We start from the raw sequence: 19411 nt of genomic DNA on the forward strand, positions 1-19411 counted from the left end.
CGACGGCGAGCAGGTGCTGCTCGAGGAGGGCGACGTCGCCCTCGAGCGTCCCGGCGACGACGCCGGCTGCTGGCGGCTGTGCGACGACCCCGCCACGCCCGTCGACGTCGTCATCCTGCCGGGGCAGCACTGCGTGGCACCCGACGGCCGCAGCCTCACCGAGGAGATGACGCTCGGCCGCCGCACCTGGGGCAACAGCCTCGACGTCGGCCCCGACGGCGCCGTGCTCCTCACCGGCGCCTACGAGCTCGAGAGCGCCGTCGGACGCCGCCTCCTCGCCGCCCTGCCGCGGCTGGCGGTGGTGCGCGCCGGCGACGTCTCCCCTGCCCTCACCACCCTGATCGCCGACGAGCTGGCGCGCGAGGCGCCCGGACAGGACGTCGTGCTCGACCGGCTGCTCGATCTCGTGCTGGTCAGCGTCGTCCGCGCCTGGGCGGCCGCCGAGGAGACCCTGGAGTCGGCGTGGTTCCGCACCGCGCGCGACCCGCTCGTCGCCGACGCCGTCCGGCTGCTGCTCGAGGCCCCCGCGCACCCGTGGAGCGCCGACTCGCTGGCCGCCGCGGTGGGCTGCTCACGGGCGACGCTGGCCCGCCGGTTCACCACCGCGCTCGGCGTCGCGCCGATGGCCTACCTGACCCACTGGCGCCTGAGCCTGGCCGCCGACCTGCTGCGCTCGGGCGACCTGACGCTGGCCGCCGTCGCCGAGCGGGTCGGCTACGCCACGCCGTTCGCGCTGAGCTCGGCGTTCAAGCGCCACCACGGCGAGAGCCCGCAGGACTACCGCCGCGCGGCACGCCCCGCGGCGGGCTGAGGGATCTCGACAGGCTCGATCACCGGACAGGCTCGATCACCGGAGGGCGCGGCTCAGCGGATCGTGCCCACTCCCGGGATCAGCGGCAGGTCCAGGGCCGTGACGAACCCCGGCGCCGCCGCGACGACGGCCGGCACCGCGTTGAGCGCGCGGAGGCCCGTGGCCAGGCAGCCCGCGACGGCCGGGGCGCGGCCGGAGCCGTCGGTGAACCGGAAGGCGGTCTCCTGGCTGATCGACGGCGAGCCGACGACGTCGACGCGGTAGACGTCGTCGCCGGAGCCGGTGGGCCACTCGGGTGCGGCGTCGAGGCCGATGCGGTTGACGTGCTCGAGGGTGATCACCTCGCGGCCGTCGTAGACGCCGTTGATCGTGAACCGGATCGCCGCCACCTGCCCGGCGGCCACGACGCCCTTCGCGGAGGGCCGGTCGGTGGGCGTCACCCACTTCTCCCAGGTGGTGGTGATGTCGTCGAGCTCGATGCCGGCGGCGTGCGCGATCATCGGGACGGTGGCGCCCCAGGCCATGATCAGCAGCTCGGGGATCTCCAGCAGGGCGGTGAACTCCGGCGGTCGGCCGATGCCCATCTCGTCCTCGTAGTCGCCCTCGTAGTCGGTGTAGTCGAGCAGCTCGGAGGCGCGCACCGACTCCACGCGGCCGCACAGCCCCATGAGCGTCATCGGGAAGAGGTCGTTGGCGAAGCCTGGGTCGATGCCGGTGGTGAAGCACGACGCGCCGCCGGCCTCGCAGGCCTCGCGGACGGGGTCGATCCACGTCGGCGGGATCGACGGCAGGCTCGGCCACACCCACGGCGTCATCGCGGTGGAGCACACGTCGATGCCGGCGCGCAGGAAGGCGGTGATGACGCGGATGTTGTCATCGGCGTGCGCGGCGGTGGGGCCGTAGTGCACCAGCGCGTCGGGCCGCAGCGCGACGAGCTCCTCGACGGAGTCCGTCGTCATCACGCCGATCGGCGGCAGGCCGCAGATCTCGCCGGCGTCGCGGCCCACCTTGTCGGGGTTCGAGACGCCCACGCCGACCAGCTCGAAGAGCGGGTGGTCGACGAGCTCGGCCACCACCATCGAGCCCACGACGCCGGTGCCCCACAGCACCACGCGGTGGCGCCGCGGCACGGCGACCGGGCCGCTCACCGCTCGAACGCCTGACGCACGCGCTCCTCGGTGAGGCCGTAGTCCTTGAGGGAGTAGCGGTGCGACGGCGCGTGCGAGCCGCTGCGCAGCTCCTCGTCGGCCTCGCGGACGGCGAGCTCGACGTCGGGGGTCCACGGCAGGTCGAAGGCGTCGTAGACGGCGCGGACGGTGCCGACCTGGTCGGCGCGGAAGGCGTCGAAGGAGACGTCGAGGAACTGCGCCTGGTCGTACCTGTGACGGGCGTCGTGGAAGGCGTGGAAGGAGCGCGACCACAGGTCGAGCTGGGTGTGTCCGATGACGCCGCCGCGGTAGGTGTCGGAGTGCCCGGCGGTGGTCTCGGCCGAGAGCGAGCACGAGGAGGCGATGCACACGACGGGGTCGCGGTGGGTGTAGACGATCAGCGCGTCGGGATAGGCGGTCATGAGCGCGTCGAGGGCGGTCATGTGGGAGGGGTTCTTCAGCACCCACCGCTTCTCCGGCTCGTTGAGCCCGATGAGCTGCAGGTTCTGCCGGTGGCGCGCGTAGGCGTCGGTCCAGTCCTGGCCCTGCAGCCACTGGCTGTAGCGCGGCAGGTTCGCCAGGGACTCATACGAGTTGGACTTGCCGGTCTGGCGCAGCAGCCGCCAGCACTCCTCCACCGAGGTGGCGTCCATGTAGTGGATGCCCATGAACTCGGGGTTCTCCTGGTGGTGGGCGGCGAAGCCGGCCTGCATCATCGAGAACACCGGGTCGTCGTCCCAGCGCTCGCGCGGCGGACGCGGCTGCGGCACCTGCGTCAGCCACATCTCCAGGCCCTGCGCGCCCGGGTCGGCGTAGAGCAGCCGGTGCAGCGCGGTGGTGCCGGTGCGCGGCAGGCCCATGAGGAAGATCGGGCGCTCGATCGGCACGTCGGCGTGGTCGGGCCGGGCGGTGAACGCAGCCTGGGTGAGCAGCCGGCCCACGAGCGCCGACTTCACCTCCGAGCGCTGGAAGTAGTTGCCCCGCGGCGTGAGCCCGGCCTCCGGCGAGCCGAGGTCCTCGACGAGCACCCGCAGGCCCTCCTCGTGCGCGGTGCCGCCGAAGTCGTCGAGGCCGGTGGTGCGCATCGCCGCGGCGGCGATGTCCTCGTAGGTGCCGACGTCCGCGCGCTCGCGGGTCATCACGTTGTCGCTCATGGCTCGCTCAGGACTCGTTGTGGAACTCGCCGCAGTCGACGTTCACCAGCTGCCCGGTGATCGCCGAGGCGAGGTCGGTGGCCAGGAACAGCGTGGCACGCGCGACCTCCTCGGGGGACGCGAGCCGCTTGAGGTCGGTGGGCGCGGCCTTCTGCGCGTAGATCTCGTCGTGGGTGACGCCGTCGACCGAGGCCAGCCAGTCGAAGTAGCCCTGGTTGACGTCCTCGTAGATGTAGGACGGCGCGACGCTGTTGACGCGGATGCCGCGCGGACCGAGGTCGGTGGCCAGCGACGAGGCGAGGTGCAGCAGCGCGCCCTTGGAGAGCTTGTAGCCGCTGTACTCCGGCTGCGAGGAGTGCACGACGCAGGAGTTGAGCATGACGATCGAGCCGTGCGTGGCGGCGAGGGCGTCGGCGAAGAGCGCCGAGAGGCGCAGCGGCGCGAACACGTTGGTCTCGTTGGCCGCGCGCAGCGACTCCACCGACAGTCCGCTGACGGGGTCCATCGGCGGGATGCCGAAGGCGTTGTTGAGCAGGCAGTCGACGCGGCCGAACTCCTCCAGCGTCCGCTCGACCAGCCGCACCCGGGCGTCCTCGTCGGTGATGTCGGTGGGGACGACGAGCGCGCGGCGGCCGTGGCCGCGCACGACCTCGGCCATCCTCTCCAGCCGGGACTCGGTGCGGCTGACCAGCACGAGGTCGGCGCCCATCTTGGCGGCCTCCTCGCCCAGCGCCCGGCCCAGGCCGGGGCCGACGCCGGAGAGCACGACCACCTTGCCCTCCAGCAGCGGCAGGGGCCGGTAGCGCGCCTCGACGGCGGCGTGGGACTCGGTGAAGGCGGCGGCGACGGTGCTCACGAGATCATCCTTCGGGCGACGGAGCGCTGCCGGGCCGCGATGCGGTCGGCGTACTGCTCGGGGGTGAGGGGGGCGGTGTGCGGGAGGTGCTGGGCCACCTCGGCCAAGGGGACGACGCGGACCTGCGGTCCGTCGTCGGGGCCGAGGTCGCGCTCGAGGCGCTGCCAGCGCAGCATCATCGAGCCGGTGCGATGGCCGGTGGTCTCCAGCCAGTTCGCGATCGGGGCGCCGTCCAGCGGCGGATGCTCGGAGACCACGAAGCGCATCAGACCGTCGGGATCGGTCTGCGCCTGCGCCTTGGTCAGCGAGGTCTGGTGGGTCTCGTAGTCGGTGGAGGCGTACCAGTCCGAGCCGATCTGGATCGCCTGGTAGGCGGCGTCGTCGCACCGCGGGACGGTGACGATCATCGCCTCGTCCTCGGCCAGCGCGTAGTGGCCGATCGAGGAGCGCTGCGACGCGAGCCCGCCCGGGGTCGACTGCGGCGTCGTCAGCGTGTTGACCGGCTCCTTGTACTGGAAGAACTGGGGGAAGGCGAACCACGTCTGGATGCTCGAGGTGAGGCTGCGGGCGGCGACCTCGTACTTCTTGGCCAGCAGCGCGCGGGTGAGCGGACGCGCCGGCCGGCCGAGGGTGTCGACGCGCTCGATGGTGATCGTGCCGCGCTCCTCGGCGTCCCAGTCGTTGAAGACCTCGCGGACGATGAGCGTCTTCGCACCCGGCTCGGCGGTGTAGCGGAGTTCGAAGCGGCCCTCGGCGTCGCGCTCGAGCTCGCGGTCGTCGAAGGCGAGCATCGAGGTGGCCGCGGACGTCGCGGTGTAGGCGCCGCCCATGACCTGGAAGGACAGGTCGGCGGTCGTGCCGCGGCGTCCGCGGATCACGTACTCGACGCCCTCCTTGAGGTAGGCGTTGAAGTAGATCGCGTCGGGGTTGTCCAGGCCCTGGCGGGAGAACTGGTGGGTGGGGTTGACGAACAGCGGCCGCTCGAGGTCGTAGTCGAAGGCGGTCTGCATCGCCATCCGGATGCGCCCGGCGAGGTAGTCGTAGCCCTCGAGCAGGTCGGCCTCGGTGCGGATGAACGGCGCGCCGGCGATGAGCCGCTCGGCCTCGGCGATCGCCTCGCGCAGCGGCGCGGTGAGGTCCCAGGAGCCGTCGGTGCCCTCGATCGCCGCGGCGTCCTCGACCGCGCTCACGAGCCGGCCTTGGCGATGATGCTCTCGGCGTACTGCTCGAGGTGCTTGACCTTGGTCTCGAGCGGCTCGGTGTCGGGGCCCTTGATGTAGGGCACCCGGAAGCCGACGATGCAGTCGGTGACGCCCTTGTCCTCCAGGCGCTTGATGCCGTCGAGGGTGTAGGCGTCGTAGCTGATGACGTGCACCTCGAAGTCGTCGCGGGTGTCGCCCTCCTCCTTCCGGATCTCCGCGAGGCGGGTCAGGAGGCGGTCGAGCTCCTCGCCGTCGCCGCCGGCGTGCATCCAGCCGTCGCCGAGGCGCACGGCGCGGCGCAGGGCGGCGTCGGCGTGGCCGCCCACGAGCAGCGGGATGCGCTCGGTGGGCGCGGGGCACTGCTGGAGGCGGTCGATCTCGTAGAAGTCGCCGGAGTAGCCGAAGAACTCCCCCGACGTCAGGCCGCGCAGGATCTCCATGCACTCGTCCATGCGCTTGCCGCGCCGCTCCCACGGGACGCCGAGGTTGGCGAAGTCCTCGGGCCAGGGCGAGATGCCGACGCCGAGGCCGAGGCGGTTGTTCGAGAGGAAGGCCAGCGACGAGGCCTGCTTGGCCACCAGCACCGGCGGCCGCACGGGCAGCTTGAGGACGAACGGCGTCAGCCGCAGCGTCGTGGTGTGGGCGAACAGGTGCGCGCAGAGCACCATCGTCTCGATGAACTCCTTGCCCTGCAGGAACTCCCGGTCGCCGGTGTCGGTGTACGGGTACTTGGAGTCGGAGGTCTCGGGGTAGATGAGGCTGTCGGCCACCGTCATGGACGTGTAGCCGGCCGCCTCGGCCGCCTGGGCGAGCGGGGCGTAGTACTCGGCGCGGGTCATCGCCTCGGCGTAGCTGAATCGCATGTCGACCTCTCTGGTGGCTGCACGCGAAATATAGAACGTGTTCCACTTTTGTGCCACAGTTCACACCGTGGAGCTCACCGAGATCAGCGACCGGCTCGAGATCGCCGACGTCCTCACCCGCTACACCCGGGCGATCGACGCCGGCGAGTGGGACCGGCTCGACACCGTGTTCACCCCCGACGCCGACATCGACTACGTCGCCTCGGGCGGCATCCATGACACCTTCGCGGTGATCAAGCCGTGGCTCGCGGAGATGCTGCCGCTGTTCTTCCGCACCCGCCTGCACATGCTCGGCCAGCTCGACATCGACTTCACCGGCCCCGACGAGGCCACCTGCACCGCCTACTTCCACAACCCGATGACCATGGACGACGGCGCGGGCGGCACGAAGGTCGTCGAGCTCGGCGGGCTCTACCACCACACGCTGGTGCGCACGCCCGAGGGCTGGCGCAGCCGTCGGCTCGTCGAGGACATCGCCTGGAAGCGGGGCCTCTGAGGTCCCTCCGACCCACCACGGACGACGGGGTCGGCCGACTCGCCCGGCCGGACCGGACTTGGGCTCGGGCCCTCGGCACGGGAGGATGAGCGGGTGACCGAGCAGCCCGACCGCCCCCGACCCACCGACAACCCGGTCGTCACCGGGCTCATCGCGCTGGTCGGCGTCGGCCTGGCGCTGGGTCTGATCGTCGGCCTGGTCGCCCTCGTCGCGGTGAAGGTCGCGGGCGTGGGCGGCGACGACAGCTCCGGCGACCCCGCGGCCGACTCCTCGATGTACCTGCCGACGCCCTCGCGCACCGAGGGCCCGTCGGGGCCGCTCATCACGCTGGCGGCCGAGCCCTCGAAGAGCCCCTCGCGCTCGGCGTCGGCGCGGCCCTCACGGAAGCCGAGCGCCTCCCCGAGCAAGGAGGACGGCATCAACCTCAGCGTCGGCACCACGGCCGTCGGCCCGATGGAGCGCATCGACCTCAGCGGCACCTACCCCGAGGGCGAGGGCGCGGTGCTCCAGGTCCAGCGCCTGCAGGCGGGCTCCTGGCAGGACTTCGACGTCACGGTCGTCGTCAGCAACGGCGCCTTCTCCACCTACGTGCAGACCGGGCAGGTCGGCAAGAACCGGTTCCGCGTCGTCGACTCCGATGGCGGGAAGACGTCCAACCCCGTCGAGGTCACGGTCGGCTGAGTCCGGCCCGCGGCCGCGCGCCGCGAGGACGCTGCCGACCACCAGCGCGGTGCCGAGCGCCTGCGCCGGGCCGAAGGACTCCGCGAGCACGACGACGCCGAGCACGGTGCCCATCACGGGGTTGAGCAGGCCGACGAGCGCCACGTTGCCGGCGGGCAGCCGGCTCAGGGCGCTGAACCAGCAGACGTAGGCCAGCACGGTGGCGACGCCGCCGAGCCACACGTAGCCCGCGAGGGCCGGGGCGTCGAGCGCGGGCGGGGCGCCCTCGAGAAGCAGCGCGAGCGGCACCAGCAGGACGCCGCCGACGACCAGCTGCCAGGAGACCAGCGTCAGCATGCCCACCGGCGGCTGCCAGCGGCGCACCAGCACGAAGCCAAGGCCGGAGACCAGCACCGAGCCGAGCGCTCCGGCCAGGCCCAGGACGTCGGGGGTCTGCGGAGCGCGCAGCACCAGCAGGCCGACGCCCAGCAGGCCGACCAGACCGGCGAGCACGGCGCGGACGCCGGGGCGCTCGCCGAGGATGAGCACGGCCAGCGCCATGACCACCAGCGGCGAGACCGCCTGCAGGGTGGCGGCCAGCCCGCCGGGGAGGCGGTAGGCGCCGAGGAAGACCAGCGGGAAGAACAGCCCGATGTTGCACAGTCCGAGCACCAGCGCCTTGAGGCGCCAGCCCGGCGGCGGGAGGGTGCGGGTGACGGCGAGCAGCACCAGGCCGGGGGGCAGCGCGCGCATGGCGGCGGAGAAGAGGGGACGGTCCGGCGGCAGGGCCGTCGCGGTGATGACGTAGGTGGTGCCCCAGGCCAGCGGCGCGACGGCCGCGAGGGCGAGGAGCCGCGTCCGCTCCGAGAGGTGCCGCTCCGAGATGTCTTCCATGGAAGACACAATGCCTTCCGGGGAAGATATGTTCCAGTCCGTGACCGACCACGTCGCCCGACTGCGCGCCCAGTGGGCCCGCGAGCGACCCGACCTCGACACCTCGCCGCTCGACGTCGTCGGCCGCCTGCACCGCATCGGGGAGGCGCTCCATGCCGAGCTGCGCCCGGTCTTCGCCGAGGCCGGGCTCTCCGACGGCGAGTTCGACGTCCTCGCCGCCCTGCGGCGGACCGGGGCGCCCTACGTGCTCACCCCCGGCGAGATCGGCCGCACCACGATGATCACCTCCGGCGCGGTCACCAAGCGCATCGACCGCCTCGAGCGGGCCGGCCTGGTCTCGCGCGCGGTCTCGGTCGACGACGCCCGCAGCCGCGTCGTCACCCTCACCGAGGAGGGCGTGCGGCTCGTCGACGCCGTCCTCCCCCGCCACCTCGCCAACGAGGAGCGCCTGCTGGCGCTCTTCACCCCCGCCGAGCGCGCCCAGCTGGCCGCGCTGCTCGAGCGGTGGGCCGGTCACCTCGACGCCTGACCCCGGACGCGCCGACGCCCCCGCCGCAGAGGCGGGGGCGTCGGAGCCGTGCGTGCTCAGTAGGGGCCGGGACTCACTCCGGGACGTAGTCGAAGACGTCCGGGTTCGGGCCGGTGCGGCCGTCCTCGCCGCGGTCGAGCGCGTCGATGGCCTGGATCTGCTCGGGCGTCAGGGCGAAGTCGAAGATCGCGAAGTTCTCCTCCATGCGCTCGCGACGCATCGACTTCGGGAAGACGATGTCGCCGCGCTCGACGTGCCAGCGCAGGGTGACCTGCGAGGGAGTCTTGCCGTGGGCCTGCGCGATCTCGCCGATGACGGCGTCGTCGAGCACCTTGCCCTGGGCGATGGGCGACCACGCCTCGACGGCGACGCCGTGCCGGTGCGAGCCGGCGCGGGCCTCCTCGTTGGCGAAGTAGGGGTGCACCTCGATCTGGTTGACCGCGGGCACGACGCCGGTCTCGGCGACGATGCGGTCGAGGTGGGCCGGCTGGAAGTTCGAGACGCCGATCGAGCGGGCGCGGCCGTCAGCCACGAACTCCGTCAGGGTCTTCCACGTGCTGACGTAGTCGCCGTCGTAGAGCGTCGGCAGCGGCCAGTGGATGAGGAAGAGGTCGATCTGGTCCAGGCCCAGCTTGGCCATGGTGTCGTCGAAGGCGCGGCGGGCGTCGTCGGGACGGTGGTAGCCGTTGTTGAGCTTGCTGGTGATGTAGAGCTCCGAGCGCGGGATGCCGGACTGCGCGATGGCCAGGCCGACCTCCTGCTCGTTGCCGTACATCTCGGCGGTGTCGATGTGGCGGTAGCCGACCTCGAAGGCGGTGGTGACGGTGTCGGCGGTCTGCGCCGGCGGCACCTGGAAGACGCCGAACCCGAGCTGCGGGATGGTCGTCTGGTTGTTCAGGGTCACGGTCGGGACAGTCATGGGACCCACCGTGCCACCGGATCGCTATTCCCTGCTCACCCGGGAACAGACCACCCCTTCCCTATGTTGTGCCCAGTGAGTGAAGTTGAGTTGATCAGACTCAAGAATTTGGACATCATCGTCGCAGCGACGCACCATGGCAGAGCCGCGGCGCTGAGCTCACCACAGCAGTCATCACCGCAGTCACCGCAGCAGCACCCCACCCGAACTCACTGGAGGTTCCACCCATGGCACGAGCGGTCGGCATCGACCTCGGCACGACCAACAGCGTCGTGTCGGTCCTGGAGGGCGGCGAGCCCACCGTCATCGCGAACGCGGAGGGTGCGCGCACCACCCCGTCGGTCGTCGCCTTCGCCAAGAACGGCGAGGTCCTGGTCGGCGAGGTCGCCAAGCGCCAGGCCGTCACCAACGTCGAGCGCACCATCCGGTCGGTCAAGCGCCACATGGGCACCGACTGGAAGCAGCAGATCGACGACAAGTCCTTCACCCCGCAGCAGATCAGCGCGTTCGTCCTGCAGAAGCTCAAGCGCGACGCCGAGGCCTACCTCGGCGAGACGGTCACCGACGCGGTCATCACCGTCCCCGCCTACTTCTCCGACGCGCAGCGCCAGGCCACCAAGGAGGCCGGCGAGATCGCGGGCCTCAACGTCTCGCGCATCGTCAACGAGCCCACCGCGGCCGCGCTCGCCTACGGCCTCGACAAGGGCGAGGACGAGCTCATCCTGGTCTACGACCTCGGCGGCGGCACCTTCGACGTCTCCCTGCTGGAGATCGGCGAGGGCGTCGTGGAGGTCAAGGCCACCAGCGGCGACAACCACCTCGGTGGCGACGACTGGGACAACCGCGTCGTCGAGTGGATGGTCAAGAAGTTCAAGGACGCCAACGCCGTCGACCTCGGCGCCGACAAGATCGCCAAGCAGCGCCTCCAGGAGGCCGCGGAGAAGGCGAAGATCGAGCTGTCCTCCTCATCCGAGACCACCATCCACCTGCCCTACATCACCCACGGCGAGTCCGGCCCGCTCCACTTCGAGGAGCGCCTGACCCGCAGCGAGTTCCAGAAGCTCACCGCCGACCTCATCGAGCGCACCAAGGCGCCGTTCCAGGAGGTCCTCAAGGACGCCGGCGTCAAGGTCGGCGAGATCGACCACGTCGTCCTGGTCGGCGGCTCCACCCGCATGCCCGCCGTCACCGAGCTCGTCAAGGAGCTCCTCGGCGGCAAGGAGCCCAACAAGGGCGTCAACCCCGACGAGGTCGTCGCCAACGGCGCCGCGCTCCAGGCCGGCGTGCTCAAGGGCGAGGTCAAGGACGTCCTGCTCCTCGACGTCACCCCGCTGAGCCTGGGCATCGAGACCAAGGGCGGCATCATGACCACCCTCATCGAGCGCAACACCACGATCCCCACCAAGCGCAGCGAGATCTTCACGACCGCCGACGACAACCAGCCGTCGGTCGAGATCCGCGTCGCCCAGGGAGAGCGCCAGATCTGGGCGGAGAACCAGCCGCTGGGCAACTTCGAGCTCACCGGCCTCCCGCCGGCCCCCCGCGGCATCCCGAAGATCGAGGTCTCCTTCGACATCGACGCCAACGGCATCGTCCACGTCACCGCGAAGGACACCGCGTCGGGCAAGGAGCAGTCGATGACGATCTCCGGCGGCTCCTCGCTCAACAAGGACGAGATCGACCGCATGGTGCGCGAGGCCGAGCAGTACGCCGAGGCCGACGCCAAGCGTCGCGAGGCCGTCGAGGTCCGCAACCAGGCCGACCAGCTCGTCTACACCACCGAGAAGTTCCTCACCGACAACGCCGAGAAGCTGCCCGAGGACGTCAAGACCGAGGTCCAGGCCGACGTCGACGCCCTCAAGGCCACCCTCGAGGACGCCGAGGCCGACGCCGAGGCGCTCAAGGCCGGCGTCGCGAAGCTCAACGAGTCGAGCCAGAAGATGGGCGCGGCGCTCTACGCCGCGGCCGAGGCCGACTCCGCGGCCGCGGGCGGCGCCACCGGCGCCACCGGCGAGGCCGACGACGACATCGTCGACGCCGAGGTGGTCGACGAGACCGGCGAGGAGTCGGGCCAGGCCGGCGAGGGCGAGTCCAAGTGACCGAGTCCCGTCCCCCCGAGGAGCAGGACGCCGTCAGCGACTGGCTGGAGGAGGGCGGTCCCCTGGAGCCCCAGGACGTCGCCGAGGCCGAGCACGCCGAGGCAGCAGCCTCGGAGGAGGGGGCCGAGCCCTCCTCCGAGGAGCCCGACCCGCTCGCGCGGGCCGAGGCCGAGCTGGCCGAGCGCACCTCCGACCTCCAGCGCCTGCAGGCGGAGTTCCTCAACTACAAGCGCCGGGTCGACCGCGACCGCGAGCTCGTCCGCGAGAACGCCACGTACGCCGTGCTCACGACCATCGTCGAGGTGCTCGACACCATCGACCGCGCCCGCGAGCACGAGCCCCTGGAGGGCGGCCTCAAGGCCGTCGCCGAGCAGCTCGAGCGCACGGTCGCGGCGCTGGGCCTGGTGCGCTTCGGCGAGGCCGGGGACGCCTTCGACCCCGCCCTGCACGAGGCGCTGAGCAACCTCGGCACCGACGCCGAGGTCGAGGTCACCACCTGCAAGGTGGTCGCCAAGGCCGGCTACCGCATCGGCGAGCGCGTCGTCCGCGCCGCGCAGGTGCTGGTCGTCGAGCCCGCCTGACCGGCCCGACGAGCAGCACCCCAGCAGCACCAGCACCACCCGGGTCGGGGCGGAGCCTCACGAAGGCTCCGCCCCGCTCGACTCGCACCACTACGATCGATCCTCGAGCACCGAGGGGAGGGACTCCCGCGTGAGCAGCACCGACGGCATGCGCGCCGACTGGGCGCAGAAGGACTTCTACGCCGTGCTCGGCGTCGCCAAGGACGCCACGGCGGACCAGATCAAGAAGGCCTACCGCCGCCTCGCCCGCGACAACCACCCCGACTCCAACCCCGGTGACACCGCCAAGCACGACCGCTTCAAGGCCGTCGCCGAGGCCTACGACGTCGTCGGCGACCCCGACAAGCGCGCCAAGTACGACGAGCTGCGGCGCCTCCACGCCGCCGGCGGCATGCCCGGCGGGTTCGGCGGCGGGTTCGGCGGCCCGGGCGGAGCCGGGGGCTTCAACCTCGACGACCTGCTGCGTCAGCAGGGCGGCGCCGGCGGCCAGGGCGGCCTCGGCGACATGTTCGGCGACCTCTTCGGCGGCGGCTTCGGCCGCGGCCGGCAGCGTCCGCGCGCCACCAAGGGCGTCGACGTCGACACCACCGCCACCATCGGCTTCACCGACGCCCTCGAGGGCGTCACCATCTCGCTGCGCCTGACCTCCGACTCCCCGTGCTCCACCTGCTCGGGCAGCGGCGGCAAGCCCGGCACCAAGCCGCGCGTGTGCAGCCAGTGCGACGGCGCCGGCTACGTCGCGGCCGGGGTCGGCGGCGGGTTCTCGATGAACGAGACCTGCCCCGCCTGCGGTGGACGTCAGCTGGTCTACGACGAGCCGTGCCCCACCTGCCACGGCTCGGGCCGCGGTGCCTCGGCGCGCACGATCCAGGCCCGCATCCCCGCCGGCGTCAAGGACGGCCAGCGCATCCGTCTGCGCGGCAAGGGCGCGCCCGGCGAGAACGGCGGCCCGGCCGGCGACCTCTTCGTCACCGTCAAGGTCTCCCCGCACCGGCTCTTCGGCCGCAAGGACGACCATCTCACCCTCGACGTCCCGGTCTCGATCGACGAGCTCGCGCTCGGCGCCGAGATCCGCATCCCGACGCTCGGCGGCACCCCCGTCACCCTCAAGGTGCCCGCCGGCACCCCCAACGGACGCACGTTCCGCGTGCGCGGCAAGGGCGCCCAGCGCGCCGACGGCACCCGCGGCGACCTCCTGGCCACCGTCGAGGTGCAGGTGCCCGGCACCCTCAACCCGGAGGTCCGCGCCGCGCTCGAGGCCCTGCGCACCGCGTCGGCCGGCACCCCGCTGCGCGCGAACCTGTTCGAGAAGGCGGGCTGACGATGGCCCGCCCGCCGTTCGAGGAGCGCCGCTTCGAGCCGAGCCCGGAGGCGGCCGTCTACGTCATCAGCGTCGCCGCCGAGCTCACCGGCCTGCATCCGCAGACCCTGCGCACCTACGAGCGCCTCGGCCTGATCACCCCTGGCCGCACCGGCGGCGGCGGGCGCCGCTACTCCCTGCACGACATCGAGCTGCTGCGCACCATCGCCGACCTCACCGCCGCCGGCATCGGCCTCGAGGGCGTGCGCCGCATCCTGCAGCTCGAGGACCGCGTCCGCGCCCTCGGCGCCCGCAACGAGGAGCTGCAGGCCGAGCTCGAGGCCACCCGCGAGGCCCTGCGCCAGACCCTCGACGCCCGACGCGCCGACGTCCCCCGCACCCCCGGACGCCTCCCCGTCCTGCGCTCCCCCGACCCCGCCGGCTCCGTCGTCGTGTGGCGTCGCGACCGCTCCCGCTGATCTCGGCCTCCGCTCCGGCCTCCCGCCGGCTCGGTGGTGGCGACGCGCGGGCCGCCGGGGGCAGTTTCCCCGGTCGACCGGGGAAACTGCCCCCGTGCGGCGTGTCCGGCAGGTCCGAGCGCCGCAGAACCTGCGAGGCACGTCACGGCGTCGAGGCGAGGAGCGTCCTCGGGCGTGCGGATCGACACGATCGGTGGCGTCCCGCGCGTCGGCCTTCTACGCTCAGCGCGCGGGCGTGACGGTCGTCATGCCGCATGGGGCGCGACGGGCAACTCCGACGCGAGAGCAGGAGTGACGCGTGGAGTGGTTCAACGAGTGGGTCTCGGAGATCCATTGGGTCCACTTCCTCACCATCCCGCTCTTCACCGGCATCGTCGGCTGGCTGATCAACTGGTCGGGCCTGTGGATGCTCTTCAGCCCGGTGCGCTTCCGCGGCGTCAGGATCCCCGGCATGGCCGAGCTCAGCGGGCTGCTGCCGCGCAAGCTGCAGGAGGTGCCCGGCATCCTCCAGGGCGGCATCGGCTGGCAGGGCATCGTCCCGGCCCGCGCGGCCAAGATGGGCTCGATCGCGGTCGACAAGGCGATCGCCAAGCTCGGGACGCCGGCGGAGTTCTACCAGCAGCTCGAGCCCGACCAGATCGCCGAGCACATCATCACCGTGTTCCGCCCCGAGCTGCCCGAGCTCGTCGACTCCGTGATGCGCCAGGAGCACCCGCGGCTGTGGCGCGACCTGCCGCGTCCGGTGCGCAACGCGGTCATCGAGCGCGTCCAGGCGCAGCTGCCGTCGGTGGTCGGCAAGATCACCACCGAGATCGGCGTGCACATCGACCAGCTGCTCGACCCCAAGATCATGGTGATCGACCACTTCCAGAAGAACCCCGCGCTGGTCGTGCGGATCTTCCGCGACTTCGGTCAGCGCGAGCTGAACCTGATGGTGGCCTTCGGCTTCATCTTCGGCTTCCTGCTCGGCATCCCGGTGGCGATCGTCGACTCGATCTTCGGGCAGTGGTGGCTGCTGCCGATCCTGGGCGTGGTCGTCGGCTGGGTCACCAACGCCCTGGGCATGTGGCTGATCTTCGAGCCCACCGAGCCCAAGCGCTACCTGGGCATCAAGGCCCACGGCCTGTTCCTGCGCCGCCAGGACCAGGCCGCCGAGGTGTACGCCCGGATCATCGCCGAGGACGTCATCACCCTCGAGCGCATCGGCGACTTCCTCATGGAGGGCCCGCGCGGCGACCGCACGCGTCAGATGCTGGCCACCGCGCTCAAGCCGGCCATCGACAAGGCCGCCGGCCCCGCCCGCGCGGCGGTCCGGATGGCCGTCGGCCCCACCCGCTTCGACAACATCCGCGACTCCGTGGCCCGCGAGGCCGTCGGCCGCACGCTGACGCCCTTCCAGGACCCCGAGTTCAGCAAGCGGCAGTCGGAGAGGATCCGCGTGCTGATCGCGCGCCGCACCAAGGAGCTCCCTCCGCGAGACTTCGTCGAGATGATGCGCTCGGCGATCAAGGAGGACGAGTGGATGCTCTACGCCCACGGGGCGATCATGGGTCTGGCCGGCGGCTTCCTGCACCTGTGGATCTTCGGGGTCGCGTGATGGGCGCATGACCGGCTCCATGGAGCGCGACGAGGCCTACGAGCGGTCCCTCGACGAGGCGCTCGAGCGCGTCTACGGGCCCGACGAGACCGACGTGACGCCGGTGCCGCTCACCGAGGCGCTCGCCCCGGCCGTCGAGGCGCTGCCGGGCCTGGCCCGCGTGGCGGCGTCGGCGGCCTGGCACACCACCGGCTGGTCGGTGCGCGCCTACGTGCGCACCGGACGACGCCTGGCCCGTGCCGTCACCGACTCCCGCGAGGCCGCCGCCCTGGCCGCCGACGCCACCAAGATGGCCTCGGTCGTCGGCGAGCTCTCCCGCTCGGTCTCGGCCGGCACCCCGGTGGGCAGGGCGCTGGTGCAGGCCGCGGAGTCGCTCGGCGAGATCGTCGACCCCTCGAACGATGGCCCCTCGGTCGTCGTCTCGGCGCACCTGCACGTCAACAACGAGCGTGGCCGCTCCACGCCCGAGCGGCTGCGGCAGCGCGGCGCCGAGCTGCTCGAGCGCTCCCGCGACGTGTGGATGGACGAGGAGTCCCACCCGGCCTACGACCGCATCCTCGACGAGCTCGCCCCCGACGAGGGCCGCATCCTGCTGCTGCTGCTCAACGGCGGCCCGCAGCCCAGCGTCGACGTGCGCACCGGCGGCCCGCTCGGCGTCGTCAGCAGCCAGCTCATCGCGCCGGGCCTGACGATGATCGGCCCGCGCGCGGGCCTGCGGCACGTCGACCGCGTGCCGGCCTACCTCAACAACCTCTTCCGGCTCGGGCTCATCTGGTTCTCCGCCGAGCCGCTGCGCGATCCGCTCGACTACCAGGTGGTCGAGGCCCAGCCCGACGTGCTGGCCGCGATGCACTCGGTGCGCTTCGCGAAGGTGGTGCGGCGCAGCATCCACCTCACGCCCTTCGGCGTCGACTTCTGCCGCACCTGCCTGGTCGACGAGCAGGCCGCGATCGCGGAGTTCCCGGCGCACGACGCCCCGCCGGAGGCGTCCGACCCGTCCTGACGCCGTCCCACCCCGTGCCGGAGCCGGCCCTGATCTGATCCCGCGGATGCACAAGACTTGAGCGGAACAGACTCAAGTCTCACACTGTTGGGACAGATGACCGGCGCGAGGGGCGTCGGCGTCCACCGTCACCAGGAGTGCCGCCCATGAGTCAGTTCGGGGCCGAGCGGTTCACCACCCGCAGCCGGGAGGCCGTCGAGGCCGCCCAGGTGTCCGCCACCACCGCCGGCAACACCGTCGTCGAGCCCATCCACCTCCTCGTCGCCCTGCTGCTGCAGCCCGAGGGCACCGCCGCGTCGCTGGTCACCCAGGCCGGCGCCGACGCGCCCGCCCTCGTCCGCGCCGCGGCCGCCCAGCGCGATGCCCTGCCCAGCGCCACCGGCAGCAGCGTCCAGGCGCCGTCCGGCTCGGCCGCGCTCACCCGCGTGCTCGCCTCCGCGCTCGACCTGGCCACCTTCATGAAGGACGACTACGTCGCCACCGAGCACCTGCTCATCGCGCTGGCCACCGTGGAGTCCTCGGCCCGCACCGTGCTGCGCGAGGCCGGCCTCACCGAGGAGGGCCTGCGCGAGGGCCTCAGCGCCGTGCGCGGCAACCGCCGGGTCACCAGCCAGGACGCCGAGTCGACCTACGAGGCGCTCGCGAAGTACTCCGTCGACCTCACCACCGCCGCCGAGGAGGGTCGCCTCGACCCCGTCATCGGCCGCGACTCCGAGATCCGCCGCGTCATCCAGGTGCTCTCGCGGCGCACCAAGAACAACCCCGTGCTCATCGGCGAGCCCGGCGTCGGCAAGACCGCCGTCGTCGAGGGCCTGGCCCAGCGCGTCGTCGCCGGCGACGTCCCCGACTCCCTCAAGGGCCGCCGGGTGCTCAGCCTCGACCTCGCCGCGATGGTGGCCGGCGCGAAGTACCGCGGCGAGTTCGAGGAGCGGCTCAAGGCCGTCCTCGAGGAGATCCGCGACGCCGGCGGCCAGGTGATCACCTTCATCGACGAGCTGCACACCGTCGTCGGCGCGGGCGCCGGCGGCGACTCCGCCATGGACGCCGGCAACATGCTCAAGCCGATGCTGGCGCGCGGCGAGCTGCACATGATCGGCGCCACCACGCTGGATGAGTACCGCGAGCGCATCGAGAAGGACCCCGCGCTCGAGCGGCGCTTCCAGCAGGTGCTGGTCGGCGAGCCCAGCGTCGAGGACACCATCCAGATCCTGCGCGGCATCCAGGAGAAGTACGAGGCGCACCACGGCGTCCGCATCACCGACGCCGCCCTCGTGGCCGCCGCCACCCTCTCCGACCGCTACATCTCGGGGCGCCAGCTGCCCGACAAGGCCATCGACCTCGTCGACGAGGCCGCCTCGCGCCTGCGCATGGAGATCGAGTCCTCGCCGGAGGAGATCGACCGCCTGCGCCGCCAGGTCGACCGGCTGCGCATGGAGGAGTTCGCGCTGGCCAAGGAGAGCGACGACGCCTCCGTCGAGCGCCTCGAGCACCTGCGCGCCGACCTCGCCGACAAGCAGGAGGAGCTGCGCGGCCTCGAGGCCCGCTGGGAGCGGGAGAAGTCCTCGCTGGAGGGCGAGGGCGAGCTGCGCCGTCAGCTCGACCAGCTGCGCATCGAGGCCGACCGCCTCCAGCGCGAGGGCGACCTCGGCAAGGCCAGCGAGCTGCTCTACGGTCGCATCCCCGAGCTGGAGTCGCAGATCAGCGCCGTCGACGCCGCGGGCGCCGGCGGAGCGGTGCCCGTCGCGGAGCGCCTCGTCGGCGAGGAGGTCGGTGCCGAGCAGATCGCGGAGGTCGTCGAGGCCTGGACCGGCATCCCCACCGGCCGGATGCTGCAGGGCGACGCCGAGAAGCTCCTCGACATGGAGTCCGTGCTCGGCGCGCGCCTGATCGGCCAGCACGACGCCGTCCGCGCCGTCAGCGACGCCGTCCGCCGCTCGCGCGCCGGCATCGCCGATCCGAACCGGCCCACGGGCTCGTTCCTCTTCCTCGGCCCCACCGGCACCGGCAAGACCGAGCTGGCCAAGGCGCTGGCCGACTTCCTCTTCGACGACGAGCGCGCCATGGTGCGCATCGACATGAGCGAGTACGCCGAGAAGCACGCGGTGGCCCGCCTCGTCGGCGCCCCTCCCGGCTACGTCGGCTACGACGAGGGCGGCCAGCTCACCGAGGCCGTGCGCCGCCGCCCGTACTCCGTCGTCCTGCTCGACGAGGTGGAGAAAGCGCACCCCGAGGTCTTCGACATCCTGCTGCAGGTGCTCGACGACGGCCGCCTCACCGACGGCCAGGGACGCACCGTCGACTTCCGCAACACCATCGTCGTGCTCACCTCGAACCTCGGCTCGCAGTTCCTCGTCGACCCGCTGCTGGACCCCGAGCGGCGTCGCGAGTCGGTGCTGGCCGCGGTGCGCTCCTCCTTCAAGCCCGAGTTCCTCAACCGCCTCGACGAGATCGTGGTCTTCGAGGCGCTCACCCCCGAGGAGCTCACCTCGATCGTCGACCTGCAGCTGGCGCTGCTCGAGCGGCGCCTGGCGGTGCGGCGGATCAGCATCGAGGTCACCGACGCCGCCCGCACCTGGCTGGCCACCACCGGCTACGACCCCGCCTACGGCGCCCGCCCGTTGCGTCGGCTGATCCAGTCGGCCATCGGCGATCCCCTCGCCCGGCTGCTCATCGGCGGTCAGGTGGTCGACGGCGCTCGCGTGCGGGTCGACGTCGACCCCGAGGGCGGGGGGCTGGTGATCGGATAGACCCCCGGGGGCATGCCGGTTTCCCCGGATATCCGGGGAAACCGGACGTTGTCAGGGGAAGTGACCCCTGACA

The 19411-nt window shown here is 72.2% G+C and carries 17 protein-coding genes; 10 read left to right on the forward strand and 7 right to left on the reverse strand.

Annotation, left to right across the window (positions count from 1 at the left end; all coding sequences use genetic code 11):
- Positions 1-811: AraC family transcriptional regulator (locus ACZDWJ_RS00365; protein ID WP_463518922.1), on the forward strand; the 811-nt coding region annotated here is incomplete at its 5' end.
- 53 nt (positions 812-864) lie between these two features.
- On the opposite strand, the gene ACZDWJ_RS00370 is transcribed toward ACZDWJ_RS00365, so the two are convergent.
- From ACZDWJ_RS00370 to ACZDWJ_RS00390, 5 genes are read right to left on the reverse strand one after another with little or no spacing between them, the layout of a single operon-like run.
- Complete coding sequence (locus tag ACZDWJ_RS00370) at positions 865-1959, reverse strand: NAD(P)H-dependent amine dehydrogenase family protein (RefSeq protein ID WP_463518923.1); 1095 nt, start codon at positions 1957-1959, stop codon at positions 865-867.
- Positions 1956-3113 (reverse strand): sulfotransferase family protein, encoded by a 1158-nt coding sequence (locus tag ACZDWJ_RS00375; protein WP_463518924.1) that lies wholly within the window; start codon positions 3111-3113, stop codon positions 1956-1958. Before ACZDWJ_RS00375 ends, ACZDWJ_RS00370 begins: the two co-directional genes overlap by 4 nt.
- 7 nt (positions 3114-3120) lie before the next feature.
- The gene (locus ACZDWJ_RS00380) at positions 3121-3969 is read right to left on the reverse strand and encodes an SDR family oxidoreductase (protein WP_463518925.1); all 849 of its coding nucleotides are present in this window, start codon (positions 3967-3969) and stop codon (positions 3121-3123) included.
- Positions 3966-5159: a hypothetical protein gene (locus tag ACZDWJ_RS00385; protein ID WP_463518926.1), complete on the reverse strand. Its 1194-nt coding sequence runs from the start codon at positions 5157-5159 to the stop codon at positions 3966-3968. Before ACZDWJ_RS00385 ends, ACZDWJ_RS00380 begins: the two co-directional genes overlap by 4 nt.
- Entirely contained in the window at positions 5156-6034 is an 879-nt protein-coding gene (locus tag ACZDWJ_RS00390; RefSeq protein ID WP_463518927.1) for a TIGR03619 family F420-dependent LLM class oxidoreductase, read from the reverse strand. The genes ACZDWJ_RS00385 and ACZDWJ_RS00390 overlap by 4 nt, the downstream gene beginning before the upstream one ends.
- A gap of 67 nt (positions 6035-6101) precedes the next feature.
- Between ACZDWJ_RS00390 and ACZDWJ_RS00395 the strand changes: the two genes are divergently transcribed.
- The gene (locus ACZDWJ_RS00395; RefSeq protein ID WP_463518928.1) at positions 6102-6530 is read left to right on the forward strand and encodes a nuclear transport factor 2 family protein; all 429 of its coding nucleotides are present in this window, start codon (positions 6102-6104) and stop codon (positions 6528-6530) included.
- 378 nt (positions 6531-6908) lie between these two features.
- Here ACZDWJ_RS00395 and ACZDWJ_RS00400 read toward each other — a convergent pair whose 3' ends face one another.
- Positions 6909-8084 (reverse strand): DMT family transporter, encoded by a 1176-nt coding sequence (locus ACZDWJ_RS00400; RefSeq protein WP_463518929.1) that lies wholly within the window; start codon positions 8082-8084, stop codon positions 6909-6911.
- Positions 8085-8124: 40 nt separating this feature from the next.
- Between ACZDWJ_RS00400 and ACZDWJ_RS00405 the strand changes: the two genes are divergently transcribed.
- Complete coding sequence (locus tag ACZDWJ_RS00405) at positions 8125-8613, forward strand: MarR family winged helix-turn-helix transcriptional regulator (protein ID WP_463518930.1); 489 nt, start codon at positions 8125-8127, stop codon at positions 8611-8613.
- 73 nt (positions 8614-8686) lie between these two features.
- Here ACZDWJ_RS00405 and ACZDWJ_RS00410 read toward each other — a convergent pair whose 3' ends face one another.
- Positions 8687-9532, reverse strand: coding sequence for an aldo/keto reductase (locus ACZDWJ_RS00410; protein ID WP_463518931.1), 846 nt, complete (start codon positions 9530-9532; stop codon positions 8687-8689).
- A 227-nt stretch (positions 9533-9759) separates the two neighbouring features.
- On the opposite strand from ACZDWJ_RS00410, the gene dnaK reads away from it, so the two are divergent.
- The 7 genes from dnaK to clpB all read left to right on the forward strand — a co-directional run bounded on the left by dnaK (position 9760) and on the right by clpB (position 19338).
- Positions 9760-11631 (forward strand): molecular chaperone DnaK, encoded by a 1872-nt coding sequence (gene dnaK / locus ACZDWJ_RS00415; RefSeq protein ID WP_463518932.1) that lies wholly within the window; start codon positions 9760-9762, stop codon positions 11629-11631.
- Positions 11628-12212 carry a nucleotide exchange factor GrpE gene (gene grpE / locus ACZDWJ_RS00420; RefSeq protein WP_463518933.1) on the forward strand — a complete coding sequence of 195 codons (585 nt, stop codon included), beginning with the start codon at positions 11628-11630 and terminating at the stop codon, positions 12210-12212. Before dnaK ends, grpE begins: the two co-directional genes overlap by 4 nt.
- A 130-nt stretch (positions 12213-12342) precedes the next feature.
- On the forward strand, positions 12343-13533 hold the full coding sequence (dnaJ, locus tag ACZDWJ_RS00425) for a molecular chaperone DnaJ (protein ID WP_463518934.1): 1191 nt from the start codon (positions 12343-12345) through the stop codon (positions 13531-13533).
- A 2-nt stretch (positions 13534-13535) separates the two neighbouring features.
- Complete coding sequence (locus ACZDWJ_RS00430; RefSeq protein WP_463518935.1) at positions 13536-13991, forward strand: heat shock protein transcriptional repressor HspR; 456 nt, start codon at positions 13536-13538, stop codon at positions 13989-13991.
- Positions 13992-14289: 298 nt separating this feature from the next.
- Complete coding sequence (locus ACZDWJ_RS00435) at positions 14290-15588, forward strand: hypothetical protein (protein WP_463518936.1); 1299 nt, start codon at positions 14290-14292, stop codon at positions 15586-15588.
- Between the two features lie 7 nt (positions 15589-15595).
- The gene (locus tag ACZDWJ_RS00440) at positions 15596-16591 is read left to right on the forward strand and encodes an Abi-alpha family protein (RefSeq protein ID WP_463518937.1); all 996 of its coding nucleotides are present in this window, start codon (positions 15596-15598) and stop codon (positions 16589-16591) included.
- Between the two features lie 146 nt (positions 16592-16737).
- On the forward strand, positions 16738-19338 hold the full coding sequence (clpB, locus tag ACZDWJ_RS00445; RefSeq protein ID WP_463518938.1) for an ATP-dependent chaperone ClpB: 2601 nt from the start codon (positions 16738-16740) through the stop codon (positions 19336-19338).
- Positions 19339-19411: the final 73 nt, after the last annotated feature.

It is taken from the genome of Nocardioides sp. B129/18 (genome assembly GCF_055282735.1).

What these genes read in the sequence shown, in the direction of transcription:
- ACZDWJ_RS00375 (WP_463518924.1), bottom strand. Translation starts at nt 3,113, where the DNA reads ATGAGCGACAACGTGATGACCCGCGAGCGCGCGGACGTCGGCACCTAC.
- ACZDWJ_RS00390 (WP_463518927.1), bottom strand. Translation starts at nt 6,034, where the DNA reads ATGCGATTCAGCTACGCCGAGGCGATGACCCGCGCCGAGTACTACGCC.
- ACZDWJ_RS00400 (WP_463518929.1), bottom strand. Translation starts at nt 8,084, where the DNA reads ATGGAAGACATCTCGGAGCGGCACCTCTCGGAGCGGACGCGGCTCCTC.
- ACZDWJ_RS00410 (WP_463518931.1), bottom strand. Translation starts at nt 9,532, where the DNA reads ATGACTGTCCCGACCGTGACCCTGAACAACCAGACGACCATCCCGCAG.
- dnaK (WP_463518932.1), top strand. Translation starts at nt 9,760, where the DNA reads ATGGCACGAGCGGTCGGCATCGACCTCGGCACGACCAACAGCGTCGTG.
- ACZDWJ_RS00430 (WP_463518935.1), top strand. Translation starts at nt 13,536, where the DNA reads ATGGCCCGCCCGCCGTTCGAGGAGCGCCGCTTCGAGCCGAGCCCGGAG.
- ACZDWJ_RS00440 (WP_463518937.1), top strand. Translation starts at nt 15,596, where the DNA reads ATGACCGGCTCCATGGAGCGCGACGAGGCCTACGAGCGGTCCCTCGAC.
- clpB (WP_463518938.1), top strand. Translation starts at nt 16,738, where the DNA reads ATGAGTCAGTTCGGGGCCGAGCGGTTCACCACCCGCAGCCGGGAGGCC.